Source organism: Robbsia andropogonis (genome assembly GCF_034047095.1).
In the GTDB taxonomy this organism is placed as follows: domain Bacteria; phylum Pseudomonadota; class Gammaproteobacteria; order Burkholderiales; family Burkholderiaceae; genus Robbsia; species Robbsia andropogonis.
In genome coordinates, this window is sequence record NZ_CP139168.1 from 54,793 (window position 1) to 71,008 (window position 16,216).

Annotated in this window: 14 protein-coding genes and 3 pseudogenes; 15 read left to right on the top strand and 2 right to left on the bottom strand. The window is 56.7% G+C overall.

What is annotated here, in order from left to right; translation table 11 throughout:
- Positions 1-104 precede the first annotated feature (104 nt).
- From SJQ66_RS11960 to SJQ66_RS11980, 5 genes are all read left to right on the top strand, one after another.
- Positions 105-347 carry a hypothetical protein gene (locus SJQ66_RS11960; protein WP_320533704.1) on the top strand — a complete coding sequence of 81 codons (243 nt, stop codon included), beginning with the start codon at positions 105-107 and terminating at the stop codon, positions 345-347.
- A complete protein-coding gene (locus tag SJQ66_RS11965; RefSeq protein ID WP_320533705.1) occupies positions 319-1,215 on the top strand; it encodes a J domain-containing protein in 897 nt (298 codons plus the stop codon). Before SJQ66_RS11960 ends, SJQ66_RS11965 begins: the two co-directional genes overlap by 29 nt.
- Positions 1,216-1,232: 17 nt before the next feature.
- Positions 1,233-1,874, top strand: coding sequence for a DUF6904 family protein (locus SJQ66_RS11970; RefSeq protein WP_320533706.1), 642 nt, complete (start codon positions 1,233-1,235; stop codon positions 1,872-1,874).
- Positions 1,875-1,887: 13 nt separating this feature from the next.
- Complete coding sequence (locus SJQ66_RS11975; protein ID WP_320533707.1) at positions 1,888-4,974, top strand: Tn3 family transposase; 3,087 nt, start codon at positions 1,888-1,890, stop codon at positions 4,972-4,974.
- A 459-nt stretch (positions 4,975-5,433) separates the two neighbouring features.
- On the top strand, positions 5,434-5,877 hold the full coding sequence (locus SJQ66_RS11980; protein WP_320533708.1) for a hypothetical protein: 444 nt from the start codon (positions 5,434-5,436) through the stop codon (positions 5,875-5,877).
- A 108-nt stretch (positions 5,878-5,985) separates the two neighbouring features.
- Here the strand turns inward: SJQ66_RS11980 and SJQ66_RS11985 are convergent, their stop codons facing one another.
- Positions 5,986-7,635, bottom strand: a complete 1,650-nt coding sequence (locus SJQ66_RS11985) for a PIN domain-containing protein (RefSeq protein WP_320534385.1) — start codon at positions 7,633-7,635, stop codon at positions 5,986-5,988.
- Positions 7,636-7,696: 61 nt separating this feature from the next.
- On the opposite strand from SJQ66_RS11985, the pseudogene SJQ66_RS11990 reads away from it, so the two are divergent.
- From SJQ66_RS11990 to SJQ66_RS12015, 7 genes and pseudogenes are all read left to right on the top strand, one after another.
- A pseudogene (locus SJQ66_RS11990) lies at positions 7,697-8,322 on the top strand (TniB family NTP-binding protein).
- Between the two features lie 77 nt (positions 8,323-8,399).
- Positions 8,400-8,885, top strand: a complete 486-nt coding sequence (locus SJQ66_RS29680) for a TniQ family protein (protein ID WP_407691501.1) — start codon at positions 8,400-8,402, stop codon at positions 8,883-8,885.
- A gap of 72 nt (positions 8,886-8,957) precedes the next feature.
- A pseudogene (locus SJQ66_RS11995) lies at positions 8,958-9,233 on the top strand (integrase); the annotation flags it as partial.
- A gap of 31 nt (positions 9,234-9,264) precedes the next feature.
- Positions 9,265-9,498: a tyrosine-type recombinase/integrase gene (locus SJQ66_RS12000; protein WP_320534386.1), complete on the top strand. Its 234-nt coding sequence runs from the start codon at positions 9,265-9,267 to the stop codon at positions 9,496-9,498.
- A 224-nt stretch (positions 9,499-9,722) separates the two neighbouring features.
- Positions 9,723-10,658 carry a hypothetical protein gene (locus SJQ66_RS12005; RefSeq protein WP_320534387.1) on the top strand — a complete coding sequence of 312 codons (936 nt, stop codon included), beginning with the start codon at positions 9,723-9,725 and terminating at the stop codon, positions 10,656-10,658.
- 204 nt (positions 10,659-10,862) lie between these two features.
- The gene (locus tag SJQ66_RS12010) at positions 10,863-11,063 is read left to right on the top strand and encodes a hypothetical protein (RefSeq protein ID WP_320534388.1); all 201 of its coding nucleotides are present in this window, start codon (positions 10,863-10,865) and stop codon (positions 11,061-11,063) included.
- A complete protein-coding gene (locus SJQ66_RS12015; RefSeq protein WP_320534389.1) occupies positions 11,060-11,602 on the top strand; it encodes a hypothetical protein in 543 nt (180 codons plus the stop codon). Before SJQ66_RS12010 ends, SJQ66_RS12015 begins: the two co-directional genes overlap by 4 nt.
- A 60-nt stretch (positions 11,603-11,662) precedes the next feature.
- Here SJQ66_RS12015 and SJQ66_RS12020 read toward each other — a convergent pair.
- Positions 11,663-13,185, bottom strand: a protein-coding gene (locus SJQ66_RS12020) for an IS3 family transposase (RefSeq protein ID WP_407691500.1) whose coding sequence is annotated in 2 segments (ribosomal slippage) — positions 11,663-12,753 and positions 12,753-13,185 — 1,524 coding nt in all. Because the reading frame shifts where the segments join, the coding sequence is not laid out codon by codon here.
- A 648-nt stretch (positions 13,186-13,833) separates the two neighbouring features.
- On the opposite strand from SJQ66_RS12020, the gene SJQ66_RS12030 reads away from it, so the two are divergent.
- The 3 genes and pseudogenes from SJQ66_RS12030 (at position 13,834) to SJQ66_RS12040 (ending at position 16,179) form a co-directional block, all read left to right on the top strand.
- The gene (locus SJQ66_RS12030; protein ID WP_320534392.1) at positions 13,834-14,487 is read left to right on the top strand and encodes a hypothetical protein; all 654 of its coding nucleotides are present in this window, start codon (positions 13,834-13,836) and stop codon (positions 14,485-14,487) included.
- Between the two features lie 779 nt (positions 14,488-15,266).
- A pseudogene (locus SJQ66_RS12035) lies at positions 15,267-15,499 on the top strand (IS256 family transposase); the annotation flags it as partial.
- 479 nt (positions 15,500-15,978) lie between these two features.
- The gene (locus SJQ66_RS12040; protein WP_320534393.1) at positions 15,979-16,179 is read left to right on the top strand and encodes a hypothetical protein; all 201 of its coding nucleotides are present in this window, start codon (positions 15,979-15,981) and stop codon (positions 16,177-16,179) included.
- The last annotated feature ends 37 nt before the right edge of the window (positions 16,180-16,216 follow it).

Sequence of the window (16,216 nt, forward strand, 5' to 3'; positions counted from 1 at the left end):
AGAGCGCTCACCTCCATGTGACCGACGGACCGATTCAGACGCTGTGCCGTCGGGTAAAATGTGCGCAGCGATTGCCTTCCATTGTCTTCAGCGAAAATCTCCTCATGACCAGCACATCGCGGTCCATCAGCATTGCGCACGACCACACTCCGTCAGCACTGTCAAAAGCCCGGAAGACATTCAACTCACTGATCGGGCAGATAGGCAAACGACGCAAGCGCCTGCGCGACTGGGAAACGGTGACGCCAGTCTTCCAGAAGCAATATGTCGATGAAATTCTGCCCCTCGATAAAACGTCGGCACAGTTGCAGGCACCGGATGGCGCGCCGTCTCGACCAGGCCCATGACCAGTTGACCCAGGCTGAACGCCGCAAGGTGGCGCTCGTGATTGTCGATCTGGCGGGCGAGCTGATAGGCGGCGAAGACGACGAAGGGCAGATGAAGATCATCCACGACAGATACAGTCCAGAGAGCTACGACAGTCAGGTGGCCGCTGAGGTCGACGGGATGAAGAGCATGATCGAGACGATGTTCGGCGTTGACCTGGGAGACGATGAAGACCTGAATTCCCCGGAAGATCTGCTGCAGCGTGCGCAGGTCCATCTCCAGCAGGCCCAGGCGCAATGGGAAAGCGAGAATGTGCAACGCGATACCCGGCGTGCGAAACGGAAAAAATCATCCAGACAGCAGGCCGCCGAGGCGCGGGCACAGGAGCAGCAGGCGCAGGTCAACCTGTCCCTGCGCGAGGTTTACCGCAAACTGGCCAGCGCGTTGCATCCTGATCGTGAAACCGACCCTCAGGAGCGGGAGCGCAAGACCTGTCTGATGCAGCGTGTGAACGAGGTCTACCAGAAAAACAATCTGCTGCAGTTACTGGAACTGCAGCTTGAACTCGAGCACATTGACCAGCACGCGCTCAACGGCCTGAGTGAGGAGCGGCTGAAGCACTACAACACGATCCTGCGGGGTCAGGTGCGCGAACTCGATCAGGAAATCCTTCACGTCGAATCGGCCTTCCGGGATGCGTATGGGATGGATCCGTTCGGCCCGATATCACCCGATACGGTCCTGCGTGATCTTGCCAGCGAGATCGGGGAATTCCAGAACAACATCTGGACTCTCGAGCAGGACCTTGCAGCGTTCGAAGATGTCAGGAACCTGAAACGCTGCAAGCTCGTACGCGCCAGGCCAGAGTTCGAATTTGCACCGTTTTGATGTGGAAGGAGACGCCTGTGCTTGACTATCAGTTGCTGAAAAATCATGCCGGCATTTTGCTCGTCGGCGACTACCATTCGCTCATCGAGCTGCACGAGGTCGTCCATGACGTCAATGAACGCTCTCCCTTGATCCCGCAGGAAGAAGGGCCATTTCTAGGCCTCGCGTATGATGTGCGCAAGGTTTATGAGCAGCAGCGGGAAATCCTGCAACCGCCCGAAGGCTACGAGGAAATGGGCGTGCGCTACGGTGTGGAGATTCTCTGGCCCGTTCTCCTCGTGCAGCATCGGATGCTTCGGGTCTCACTCGGATACCTTGACCATTCCAGGCGGCATCAGGCCATCACCTACTCGCTGGAAGCGGTCATCGAGGCGGCATTGCGGGAAGACTTTGGTGCGCAGGGGCAAGCGATGGTCGATCACTGGCTACGAATCGATCCCACTGCGGACATCTTCGAAAAACTCGACAGCCGGGGCGCCATGTTCTGTTCCTGGTCGAAGGCCGAGCGGGCGGGTCGCCTGGCTTCGCTGCTGCTGAGCTTCGACTTTATGTACGACCGTTATTCCACGCCTGCGAACGGACGGCACACCCCGGAATCGATATCACCTCGCGAACTAAAGCGATGGGAAGGCGTTGAATGGCCTGACCCGAACTGGTAACCAGAAACCGCCCATGCATGCACCGGAGCGCTCGCACCGTCTGTCGATCCTCACCCGGCAGGAGATCGACGATCTCTATGGCGTGCCGCGCTTTACCGGCGAGGAGCGTCAGACGTATTTTGAACTCGACGAACCGGAGTCGCGTGCGGTCCACTCCCGCACGACACCTGTTGCCGTTCACCTGACGCTGCAGCTTGGGTACTTCCGGGCGAAGCGGCAGTTCTTCGATTACAGCCTGGAGGCGGTGCGGGAGGATCTGGACTATGTCGTGCGGCGGCACTTTCCCGAGGTAGATCCGGCTACTATCAGTCTGCCGTCCCGTCCCACACGGCGAGCCCTGAGGGACACCATTCTCGATCTGTCCGGATATCGCCTGTGCGACAGCGTAGCGCGCGAGGACCTTGAACGTCGCGCACAGCGTATCGCCATGCGCTCGACGCAACCTGTCTACCTCCTGCGCGAGATGTTGCAGTACCTGAGCCAGCAACACATCGTCGCCCCGGCCTACGCCATCCTGCAGGACATGACCGGTCGGGTCGTGACCAGCGAGCGCCAGCGCATCACTGCACTGCTGGATGAGGCGCTCACGCCAGACATCGCACACCAGATTGACGCGCTGCTGCAGGCCGACGAATCCGCCTACCGGATCACGCTTCTGAAGCGCGAACCGCGGGATTTCAGCTGGCGTGAACTGCGCGAGGAAGTGGCCCGCCGACAGTCCTTCGCCTGCCTGCACGAATTTGCCCGAAGCTTTCTCGAGCTCGCCGGCATCTCAACCGAGAGTGGCCGGTATTACGCGTCGCTCGTCCGGTACTACACCGTCTACAAGCTCGGACGCATGCCGGCGCGGGTCGCGAGACTTTATCTGCTGTGCTTTGCGTTTCACCGGTTCCGGCAGATCAACGACAACCTGATCGATGCATTCATCCATCTTGTTCGCCAGTACGAGAAGTGGGCTCGCGCTGCAGCCCAGGAGGCCATGCTCAAGGCGCAGTCTGATGCGGGTTCGCGCCTTCAGGCCGCGGGCAAGGTGCTGGGCCTGTTCGTCGACGAGACGATTGCGGATAGCACGCCGTTCTCGAAAGTTCGAAAGCAGGCCTTTGCGCTACTCGAGCGCGAGCAGTTCGAGCCGGTGTCGGGCTATCTGCGCAACGTCGCCTTTGATCGCGCCGGCTTCGAGTGGGCGCACTACGCAACGCTGTCAGCGAAAATCAAGCGCAACCTGCGGCACCTGTTCTGTGAACTTGAGTTCTCCGGTCGCATCGAGGATGCGCCGCTCCTAGAGGCCATCGCATTCCTGCATGATCTGCTGCGCAATGGCCGCTCGCTGCGGCAGGTGAAACCGGCCACGTTTCCCGTGGCGCTGATCCCGAAGAACCTGCAGCGTTATCTTTATACATCGGAGCCGGGCCGGAAGAAACAGCTCGATGTCGACCGTTATGAATTCCTCGTCTATCGGCTCCTGCGCAATGCGCTTGAAGCGGGTGACGTGTACGGCGAGGACAGCACGGAGTATCGCCGGTTCGAGGACGATCTGATCAGCGATGTCCGTTGGGAACAGAAGGACGCGCTGCTCAGGGACATCGGCGCGCCGGTTCTGCTCGCGCCCATCGAACAGACCCTGACGATGTTCCACGATGCAATCGACGCCAGCTTCAAACGCGTCAACGAGCGTATCGACAGCGGCGAGAACACGCACATCAACATCGGCCAGCGCAAGGGCGTGCGCCGGTGGACGCTGCTCTACCCTGAAATCGACGAAACGGTCAACGGATCGTTTTACGGCCAGTTGCCAGGCGTGAGCATCGCCAATCTGTTGTGGTTCGTCGCGGGCCGTACGGATTTCCTGAAGGCATTCACTCATGTGCTCGAACGTAACGCACGCCAGGATGCCGATCCACGTGAAATACTCGCCTGCGTGGTCGCCATGGGCACGAACATGGGGCTGCGCCGGATGGCCGAAGTCTCGGGCCTGAGCTACGCGAGCCTGCTCACCGCCGCCAGGAACTACCTGCGCCCGGAAACCCTGCATGGGGCCAACGATGCGATCAGCAACGCCACGGCCAGCCTGCCGGCGTTCCGGCTGTTCGACATCCGCGACGAGATTCATTCGAGCAGCGATGGACAGCGTTTCGAAACGCAGATCGACACGTTCAACGCCCGATACTCGCCAAAGTACTTCGGTCTGGACAAGGGCGTGAGCGCCAGCACGCTGGTCGCCAATCATGTACCGGCCAATGCGACCATCATCGGCACACACGAGCACGAATCCCATTACGTATTCGACCTGCTCTACAACAACACGTCCGACATCCAGCCCGATCGCCACTCGACCGACACGCATGGCACGAATCAGGTCAATTTCTTCACGCTGTTCACGTTCGGCTACCAGTTCGCGCCGCGCTATCGCAATCTGCACAAAAAGATCGATCGCCTGGTCGCCCGTCACCCGCCGGGTCATTACAATGAAGACTGGCTGATCCGGCCGTCGCGCAGGTCCGACGACGAACTGATTATCCGCGAGTGGCCCAACATCCAGCGCATCATGGCCTCGCTCGCGCAGAAGAATGTGACGCAGGCAACCATCGTACGCAAGCTCAGCAATTATGCCCGCCAGAACCAGACAAAGAAGGCGCTGTGGGAACTCGACAATCTGTGCCGCACGCTCTACATTCTGGAATTCATCGATGATGTCGGGTTGCGCCAGAGTGTGCAGAAAGCCCTGAACCGCGGCGAAGCCTATCACCGCCTGCGCCGTGCGATTGCCTTCGTCAACGCTGGCAGGTTTCGCGTGCAGACAGAGGCTGAACAGCAGATCTGGAATGAATGCTCGCGGTTGATTGCCAATGCGATCATTCACTACAACACGGCATTGCTTTCGCGGGTGTACGAGCAGAAGCGCGCCGCGAGCGACGATGCCGCAATGGCGCTGATCGCCAGCATGTCGCCCGTCGCCTGGCAGCACATCAACCTGTTCGGGGCATTCGAGTTCACGCCGGGCGGTGCCAACGTCGACATCGATGCGCTGGCCGCGTTCTATGCCGATCCAGCGTGGTGGAGCAGGATTGCCCGGCCGGGGCAGACACGGCCGGACGTATAGCTGCCATGCGCAGCATTCGCCCCACGGGAAGTCCGGCGGACCGATCACGGAGAATCGCATGGGTGAGGCAAAACGCCGGGCAAACGAGGCTGCTGCATCGATTACACCGCAACAGCGGGAGCTCGCTGAGCGCATCGACGCGCAGATGCAACGTTTCCAGGCCGCAGGGCTGGACGAAGCGGAGATCATGGCGGCAATGGTCGACCATATGCCTGACTTCCATCGCCTGATGACGGAGCTGGAAAACGCCGCCATCAATCTTCTGGCGCGTGAGTTTGCCGGCTTCTATCGCTATGCGAAAATCGTTGAAACGGTTGCCTCAGGTATTGCAACGGGGCAGATTCAGGTGCCCGGCAAGGAGCGAAGATTTGCCGACGAGCACCGGATCGCCGCCGCGATCGACCAGCGCGTGCGTCAACTTGAAGCAAACGGCATCCGCGGCGCAGCCTGCTTGCGCATATGGCTGCCTATACGCCCGAGCTGCAACGGCTCTGGAACACCACCTCCAACGAACTGCTCGTGTCGCTGTGCCAGACGTACCCAGGCCTGTACCGCTATGGCGAGCTCTTCGAGCAGGCATGGCTCAAGGATGCCGGCAGGACAAAGTCCGGACAGGAGCTGCCTGATTCCATCAAGCCCACCGTCCTGCGCCTTCTCTCGGACGGCGCGACGCTCGAGCGCGAGTTCCAGACGATTCTCGATGCCCGTCCGCAGCGCGATCTCTGGGTGAAGGCCGAACTGCTGGAGCACACCTGGCAGCAGTGGACCACCTTGCTTGCGCAATTGCCTGCCCTGTTGCTGCAGGCCGATGTCCCGGAAGTCTCCCGGGAAACGATGCGCGCCATCTTTGAGCCCATGGCGCTGCGGATCGAAAACCTTCGCACCCAGGTTCAGCGCCCGTAAACCCGATACGTCCTCCCGAAAGCCTTGTCTGGCAGGAGGTACAGGGGGATTTTCCATTTATGGGCGTTGGGCACTTTTAGCCATATAAGTTGATAAAACGTATTTGATTCAACCGGTTCGATTGAACGCTCCGAATGAAAGTAGTCCAAGATTTTGTCCGCATCCCCATAGCTCTTTTCGTACCTGATCAACCGTGTCCCCACGCGAGATCTGGATGCGTACCGGGATGACCAGTTCAACCCGCTCGGGGAGGTTTGATGCGTGTGCCAGGCACCGTATTGCGCCGGTCACGTTGCCTACCGCCTCGGTGGTCGGTAGAAAACTTATATCTGTGGCATAAGGTTCGTGCTGGTGGCGAAATTCGTCGCATTCCAGCACCCACTCCGTCGTTCTCTGTTTCGGACGATGCGGCTTCCAGTAAAAAGCATTGGGATCATGGCGCTGTTCCTTCCATAGGCGCGTCAGATCGACCGCATTGCTTTCAAAGTTTCGCGCGAAGTAGTCTTTTGCAGCGTTGATGGCTAGAAAGCGATCTGCAATATTTACGTACGCGCCGGCCGGCGGCGTTGGCGGCGGGGTGAATGCGGGCTTTTCTTGAACGGTGTCTTCTTCATCGCCGCGCCGCAACGGCACACCGAAAATGATTTCACCCTTGGCCTGGAAAGTGACAAGCAGATTGTTCGCCGACTGCTGGCCGGTATTCGCAAGTTCAAGCCCGAACGTTGAAAGTAGATTACCGTTCAATCGATGGTGGATCGTTGCCAGATCAGACCGTATCTGTTGCAACCACGCCGGATACGCCTTCTCCTGATAATGCTTGACCTCACGGGCATCCGCAGGTTGCCACCGCTCCAGCGAGTTCAGGCTTCTACTCACCAGATCGAATATGCTCCCGTTTTTCCGCAAAGGGGCTTCCTGCGGGAAATCTGTGGTCATCGGAAACTGAGCACTAAATTCGTGCGCCAGCGAGTCAATCTCTGTTGCTGTCAATGCGGGAAAAAGCGTTACCTGCGCCGAGACCTGTTTTTCGGGTTGATCGTGCAAATTAAAAGCAAGTTCGGGATGCTGGGACGATAGGCGTGCGACGCTTTTACGAAGCTCTTCGATCGTCTTGTCGCGGTTGTCCTTTTCGGGCGGCAGCATCCATTGCTCTGGCAGACGCTGGAAGGGAATTTTCTGTGACTTTGCGGTTGCGAGCGCAGCCGTGTCGTTTGAAATGAACGTTACCCCGTCCTCGCTGCGTTGCTGTCGCAACCAGAGTACTTCTGACACGATTTGGTCATCTGGGTTTTGCAGATCGAGGTCGGGGAAATCCTCGGCCCTGATTTTGGGCATCAGCAGTTCAAGGCTGATAGTACGCTTTCCAGCTGTGACGGTAATCTGGTTATCGTTGGAATCGATCACCTGCGCGAAAGTGCTCCAGGCATTGCGCGCTCTAGTTGCACGACGCGCGTTACCGCCGTCCTTGTGGCGATCGATTTCGCGCTGTACCGTGCGCGGAACCGCGATTGTGATAACAAGTTCTTCCGTTGCGAGCGACCAGTCGAGCGTCTGATAATCAAGACATTGAAGGAAGAAGTTGGTGTCGGGCACAAAAATATGCATGGCGCGTGCGATGGTTGGGTGGATTTTTTGAGCAACAGGATAACGCGTTCTGACGATTCGCACGACGGCAGGACTCTCGGCGCGGCCGGCCGCGAGCGTGACACCTCGGGAACCCGCGCGCCCGCCGATTTGCAGCTGGATTGACAGGCGCATCAGAGCGACGTAAACATCGGAGAGACAAAAGCGTCAGTATTTATAAGCGTTTAATCGAGGGGTGAGAGGCAGCATAACGGATGTTCCAACTTGCTTGACAGTCACCGATGGCGACTCGAACATCGGTAAAACGAAGATAACCGCGAAGTTCCGACGCAAACATCCTAACGGATTTGATGACAAGACCGGCGTCGAGCAATGTAACGTTGTGTCCATGCAGATGCCGCCCACACCGGATCAGCACAGATTTTATTCGGGATTATTATTCGAGTTAGGTGCCCCGCACAATGCTAGTGCGGGCCTTGCCTCACTGGAGCGTCTAGCTCTAGACATTCTGCGGCGATTGGCGCCGCGCATGCTCGTGGTGGACGAGGTTCATCACTTGCTTGCAGGAACCAACCCGAGCAACGCGCGTCGTTGAATCTCCTGAAATATCTAGCCAATGATTTGCGCACCAGCATGGTTCTAGTTGGCACGCGCGAGGGCGTTCTCGCGCTGCAGACCGATGCACAGATGCTGCTTAGCCGCTACACGCCGTTCGAAATGCCTCGCTGGAGAGAGAGCGACAGTCTGAGTCGCCTGCTTGCAGCATTCGAACGAGTGTTAGCATTACGCACGCCTTCGGATCTGGCTCGCCGGGAGATCGTTCAGTTTGTCCTTACCGCTAGCGGTGGTGTCACTGGATAGATTTCGACGCTGTTAAACGATGCGGCGAAACTGTCGTCGCAGTGGGGACGAATGCATCGAAATGCCGCATCTCGAACATGTTGCGCGGGTCATGCAGTAACGCACCGCTTCACTGGCCTTTTTTTCCTAGGCCCTTCGACGAAGAAGCCTTTGGAAGCTGGTTAGGGCGCGTCGCGACGAAATACTGGATCAGCGTCACTGCCCTATGGAAAATGAGTGTTGATCAACCGTCTCCTCACCTTGAGAAGGTAGGATGGATTCCCTTCCCTTGCGTAGAACAAAGTGCCCGAGATCGATTGTCTTCGCTCGCACGATTGAATGGTGATCGACTAGACCGAATTCAGACGTCAGCGGAGTGGATCTCGCCGCGGCGACGACTTCCGTATTGCTTCAAATGTCTAGTGTTAAACGATGCCGACGTGACCGCACCCCGATGGAAACTGGAATGGTTACGTCCGGGAGAACAATACTGCAGTGCTCATCGGTGGGAGCTAGAGACGGTTCCGGCAAACGTGCTGAACAACTCTCCCAACTTAGGTCGAGCGCTTCTAGGGGGCGTTTGACGAAAGGGGCATCAAAGTACGCTAAGCCGGCGGACGGGAGGGGCGTAGCGACCGGAATCCGCCCTTCTCGACATGATGCAGCGGTTCTTCCTGACGGCCGCCGAGGTACTTAAGGACGATCATCCGGCGCTCACCGAAAAGCTGCACCGCGCGAGTGCTCACTGGATGAGGCATTCTCACGCGAGTCATGCCATTGCACGCGCAGCGGAACTCACGAGCGTGCGCGACAATTTGCGCCACGCCTCGATCGCAACGACCTCGATGTATCTGCATGGAAACGACGCCAGACGCGCCCGTCAGATTACCGAAGCATTCGGCCCGCGAAAAACCGGCCGGCGCTCAGGCTGACTCCGGCAGCCCGCTGTCGGCTTAGCGTACTTTGTCGCCCCTTTCGTCGAACGCCCCCCTTCTTGAAGATCCGCACGCGGCCGCACGCCTGGCAAAAGCGTCGACGCATTGGCTGCGGCACACATTTGGCACCCGGGCCATCGAAGCGGGCACGCCACTAGACATCGTGCAGGAGAGCCTTGGCCATGTCTCGCCGGCGACGACCTCCATCTATGTCACAACGGAATTGGATCGTCGCATCCGGGCGCTTGAGGAGGCGTTCTGATTGCGAAGGCACAAAACGAAACCGACGAAGGGAGCTTCGTAACGTGCTTTATTTATCGTTTTCTGAAGCGCCTAGCACGCCCATAAAGTTAACGGTCCCTTCAGATCTTTTTGAAACGGCTGCTTAATTTTTGCAAAGTGAGTGCCGTTAATAGGAAAGATATCTCTCTACTAGGCAACATGACCTACTTATATCGATACGATCCCCTGCTATCCCATCGCCGAATGAAGGGGAATGCCTTGCGCGCCCGCCGCTGGAGTATCGCAGAAGGCGGTTGGAAGCATGCTCCGCTTATAGAGGTAGCATCTACGCTGCCGGAGAGCCTGGCTATCTATGCGATTTCTTTTTGGAAAGATTTAGCCTCGGCCAAACTTAATATGGGATGGCAGACTTGGACAGAGATGTGTGTATTCCAACGAGTCCGGGAAGATCATCCCTTCTTTCGGAATTTCAATCGGATTGATGATGACGCGCTCCCCGATTGGGCATGGCTATTCTTTAAATCCGGGCCATTAGATACTGAGGACAGGTGGTCAAAGGAAAGCATTGCGCGGTCTGACATCGAGGTGTTGGATATCGACGGCCAATGGCGCTCGATGCCACACTCACATTTCATGCGAGATACCTCGATGCGGTTTAACCGGCAAGGGTATCGGCCATTTTATTTCGCATCTGATAGCGGGAAGCCCCACGCGGCTTTCTGGAAGTCGAGCTTTTTGACCTTGGAGGGTGACAAAACCTGTGTGGCGATAATGGTTCAGCACTGCAGTGAAAGCGAGCTCCGCTTTCACACATCGCCATACATTTTGCAAGCCTTTCTGGACCCGCTTTTCCAGCAGCTTGGGCCATTACCTGTTGGCTGCGTACGTATCTTCATGCTGGAACCCAATAATAAAACCTTTCACCCTGGACGCATCTGGGAAATTGCGATCCGGGAGCGTATCGTGGAGGTGAATGCACCATCCAGTAATAAGATGCGTCGGTGGCCGTGGCATCGAGCCGAGAGCCAGTCCCAGGTACGTACAATTGCAGAAGCCATGAACGAGTGGCGCATGTACGAGTTCAATAGTGAATTTGGGCGCTCGGTGCTTCTCCACGCTGGCTTGGTAACACTTGAAGAAAGCCTTAAATGTTATAGCGAAACGCTGTCCCTATTGTAAAAACATATTGACTGAAGCGGTCGGCTGGAACTGCTCCATTTTGGGTGCGTATATCTAATCAACTGCGCATCGTCTAAGAGCGCGGGTTGCCGACATAGGCAGCGTTTTGGCCGGTCAGGGCAATTGTCCTGACCGGCCACCCACAAGGCATCTCGGCACGCGCCTATATATGATAATGTCCTTTACCACATATAGGAGGAGAGGATGGAACTACGCGAATTTGTGAGTCAGACCCTGGTCCAGATTCAGCAAGGTGTTCAAGACGCCATCGAGCAACAGGGGACAACAAACGCTTCCGGTTTTCTCAATCCTTTTTTTCCATTTCCGGGAAACCCGGAGGTCCGTCAAATTATGAATGGCGGCGAAGTCGGTTGCAATCTACGTTTTTATAGAGTTTGTGCGTGAGCGACACCAATTCAGCACTGATTGCGCTTGTCGGTGTTTTGGCAGGTGGCTATCTGAACAACTTTTTTGGGGAAGACTTCAAGCGCTTTCGCGACGGTCAGGCTCTTGCCGGTGCACTGGCTGGCGAACTGGCGTCGCACGCGACCGGTGTCCCCATGTTGCAGACCATGCTCCATAGCATTGTGGATACGCTCAAAGACGAGGCAGCTAGAATAACGTTGTACGAATACCTGCCGCCCGCTAGTCCTGTATTCGACGCAAGCGTGTCGAAGCTCGGCTTGCTTGGTCCTGCGCTTGCCCACGAAGTAGCGTTCGTCTACGAACACATTCGCGCGTTCCGGACACTCTTTCGGGACATGACGATTCACTATGAGGACATGTCGCACGCCAGTATGTCCAGGTTATGCGTTCATAGCTTGACCCTAATCGACACGGTGAACTCCCGAGGTGCAAAGCTGATTGCTGATTTGAACAGCTTTGCCAATGACGGTTACTGGCGCACGCGTCCTTGGCTATCGTCGTTGCGGAAGTTGGGTTGACTCGGGGCACAGATCGGTCGAACGCCACGGAACGTGTCAATGACTTTGCGACACCTGGGTTCATAAATTTACTGCGTAAAGCTCGCTTGTATTCAGCGCTGATGCCCCCGTCTTTGGTGGTGGGTTAATCCAAGCCGCCGTGGGTAATTGCGGCGGCTGGGGACGGCAGCCTTTGAAGCGGTGCGGTGTTGCCGCGAAGGCGGCGTCAAGGCTCGTCTGCCGGGTTAAGCGTAGCCCTTGCGCGAGACCATTATGAACGCTCTGCGGCGTCATAAACCCGATACCAGAATGACGATGCACCGTGTTGTACCACGTGAAGAATGCTTGGCAATGTGCGCGAGCGTCTTCGATACAGCCGAAGCGCTCAGGGAAGTCCGGGCGGTACTTCAACGTCTTGAATTGTGCTTCGGAGAAGGGATTATCGTCCGACACATGCGGGCGGCTGTGGCTGCGCGTGATCGTCAAGTCTGAGAGCAATTCGGCGACGGCCTTCGATCGCATACTCGTGCCGCGATCGGCGTGCAGCGTCAACGTGCCCGGCGCGATCTCGTGGCGCGACACGCTCTCGGCAATCAATTGCTCAGCGAGTTGCGCGCTTTCGCGATGCGCAATCATCCAGCCGACGACGTGACGGCTGAAGATGTCGATGATGACGTATAAATGGAAATAGCTCCATTTTATAGGCCCTTTGAGTTTCGTAATATCCCAAGACCAGACTTGATTTGGCGCAACAGCAAGAAGTTCGGGTTTCGCGTAAATGGGATGCACGCGTTGCGGCCGACGCTCGCCAGAGGCGCCGTCGGCGGCAAGAAGGCGATACATCGTACGCACCGAGCCCAAGTAGCGCCCTTCGTCGAGAAGCGTGGCATGGACCGCCGCAGGTGCAGTGTCGACGAAGCGTTCGCTGTTGAGCACATCGCGCAATACATCACGTTCCTGGGCGCTAAGTGCCAACGGAGGCGACTTGCGCGATACCTTACGTGGCATAGGTCCGACAAATAGCTGACCGCGCCTGCACGCGCGATCGCGCGCAGGCAAGCCGCGTGGCACATCCAATGCTCGGCATGCTGCGGCCAAGCCGAGTACCGGGGCGAGCTGTGCCACAGCGGCCATTACGGCGTTTCGTGGTCGTCGAGAGGCATCCCCAGCAAGGCGGCCAGTTTTTTTTGGACGTCGATCACCAGCAAGGCCTTGTCCAGGCGCTCTTGCAAGCGGTCCCGTTCACGCGTGACAAGCGCGAGCTGACGTGCTTCGATTCGGGCCTCATCCCGTTTAGGGCCGCGCTTCTTAGGCGCTAGCGCTTCGAGTCCGGCGCTCTCGCGTTGGCGGCGCCAAGTGCTCAAAGAGGAAGAATAGACGCCCTCGCGACGCATCAAAGCGCCGACCTCACCAGGTTTCGTACAGCGCTGCGCCGCCTCCAAGATTCGCTTCTTGTCCGCCGGAGAAAAGCGTCGACGCGGGGCTCGCGGGACGACTTCCGAGTGGGCGCTATTTGGGCCGTCATCGGGCAACGCTTGTCCTTTGATGCCAGACGACTTGGGGGCTTCGGCCATAACGCGCTCACGTGAAGGATTGACTTGCATAAGGTACCTCGTTGCTCACTAATTTAACAGCAAGAGGTGACGCAGGTCATATTGGCACGTAGGGCAGCGGCGATTAGCTTGATAGGAAAAATGCGGATGAAACTCGTTGCCATGCTCGCGGTTCCCGTGCTGTGGCAAAACAATAAAGTCAAACACAAAACAATAGTGTTTGACACAGAAACCCGTTGGGCACGGTGTCAAACAAGCTGCGCAGCAAGGTCGGATCGGCGTCTGCGGTGATGTTTGTGTCAAACACTATTGTCGCAGTATCTATGGCATCTTGTGCGTGGTGGCTGTTGTGTCAAACTTTATTCGTGTTGCCCCAGCGCGACCGCGACGCTATGTCCTTGATTGAAAACGGTGCCGTGTGTCAAACACTATTGTTGGTTCACACGTGCTGATCTTTTATTGCGCGGCGGTCGGCCTTTCCTACGTGGCGGGTAAGCCTGATTGGTCGATCGGCAACGCCGCCCACACGACATATATGAATTTTTGCACTCTGGGCCATGTCGACCGTGACGTAAAATGCTTGCACGGCGACACCTCCGAATGAGTAAGCGCCCCAGCTTAACTACCCGAAACCATCGCCTGTAGCGCCGGGAGGCCCGTAATCCCTTTCCCTGTAGACAAGCCTTTGACCTTTCAAACATGAGCGAATCCACCAATAAAACGTACCTGAGCAATATCGGCACCGTAGCCGTTTTGTTGGGAATTGCACTTGAAAGCGCTTATGTCTTGATTCCCTGGCCCGGACGCGCCGAACTAGCGCACTTGTTCGGCTTCGCCGGATTGACGATGTACTTCGCCGGGATCGTGATAGGCGCTAAACAGTTCCGCATCGGATGGCAACCGCTTGGGGGTTTGTGCGCGGTTGCTTTGTTTGTGTGTCTGCCATCCTACGTCGCGCGGCAATGGCTTGACCATCACGGATTTCGTTACTTTATTGGTGCCGGTCATGCGATAGCGCCGCAGCTTTTAGTATGCGCGTTAGCACTTGCTATCGTAAAATTCAACGTGTGGTACGACGCGCGCATACTCAAGAGAGGGGACAAGCCGAGCAAGCCTATTACGACACACTACGTATACGGCGCATTCGCGTTAATACTTCAATGTGTGTCCTTTTGGTATGAGCTATATCAACAACCATTCGTTACCATCGGCGGGCACCTGCCCGCGCGGGGTCACATCGAATGGGGGCAAGTCATTTGCGATGCGATAGGCATTGCGCTTGGCTTTTGGATATCGAAGATGTGCGACCCGACTTCGCAAAGCGATAAAATGAATGTCGTAATGGCTCGGTAAATAGACGAGGTTTTCATGTGCCAAGCTTACCCGAACGCCTCGACAACGTGACAATACCGACGTACCTGCTGAAGCACGCCGACCCCGATGAGGCCCAAAAAGGGCCTCGAACAAGGTTCGGTCTTATGCTCCGCAGAGCATAAGACCGAACCTTGTTTATCCCCCTACACCAGGTTCAACACTTGGCAGCGCGCCTGCTCGAGGACGGCAGTAACAGGTTTCGTGTCCAAACCGAACAATCACCAATTGGCGCCAGGTATTGCCGTGCAAGCGCTGTGCACCATTCGTGAGCGCTAAGCTGATTTCGGGCCGACGCTGGCGTGCGGGAAGCTACCCGATAGTGGCCGCAGCATGGCGACGAGCTTGGGAGCGCGTGATACCCTTCTTTAGGGGGTCCACGCCGGAACCGCCGAAAATTCCGTCATGCCCGGTCTGCGCTCAGGAAACGCCGTCGCCGATGTCCATTTCTCGGCCGCAACGCCTTGTTGGAGGGGGTTCCGGTCGCGGCGTGGCACGCGATGCTCGTTGCCTCAAAGTGCACTCCAGAGATAAGTATTCTTCTCTCTGGAGCCGTGTTTGACCGAAAAACTGGCGGTTAGCGAAACGGCTCACGCGTGAAACATTTCTCGAATATTCCCCCGTTGCCACTGTCGCACAAGCATTCTTGGGGTTGCACTGGTTAAGGAACATTCTTTCACGGACAGATGAGCACTTTGCCTGTGCCCGTTTGACGGAATTTTCGGCGGTTCCGGCGTGGAACCCCCTTTACGTTCCCGTAGGCAATGCGAAAGATAATCTACGCGGCGAATGCCCATGAGAGCGCAAACGCGAGTCCACGCAAAATCATCCGCACGCGCGGTCACTTCCCTAGCGGCCAGCCGCAACTAAACCGCTATGGTCGGCGCGGCGCAATATAACGGCCGACTGGAAGCGCGCAGCCCACGAATGGAGAGGAGCCGTGAAACAATTCCCGATACTGTACGAAGAGCGCCTCACGCATCCCTGCGGCTGAGATATCCTGAATCGCTGCCCTCCGCAACGCGGCTTGCCGCAACCGAACTGAGCACAAAAAATCTTACAGTCCCGTTTTTGCTATTGCCGGATTCAAAATAAGGAGTAGCATTTACCGCTGTCATATCTCGACGTCTATTCAAAGAAGAATGCCGCGCGATCTAACAATTGCGCAAATACACGGTTAATCAATAAAAGCGATATTGCATCGATCGAAACTGCCTTACCCGGATAGCAAGGCAATATTTTCACCCCTGTACCAAAATTTTGACGTCGACACACAAAATGTACGCACCATCTGTTGGTACCCAAGCTTACACAATCGCGGTTTGGATGTTTGCAGACTGGCTCAGTCGGAATCCAAGCGTCGTTACGGATGCCCCTGCTGACTCGCCAACTCGCTGGACATCGAACCAATGGCGACTCGCTGCTACGTTGGAGCACGGCCTGCGCATATATAGGTCGGACGATCGAGATCCCATGCTAAAGGGCATCAAAGAATCGACACCGAGCTACATCAGAGAATGGGTCAAAGACAGCGAAAAAGGTCACCGTATTGCTGACGACGGTATTCTCCGACGCTTCCCCGACCAATTGCTTACTTTTATCGTTGGTAACCTCGTGGATGCGACGATTGCAATGGCAGATGCTTTAGCGATCGTTGCCAACATGAAATCTTAAGCTGCTAAAAAAGGGTTTTCGTCGCGCCACATCAGTG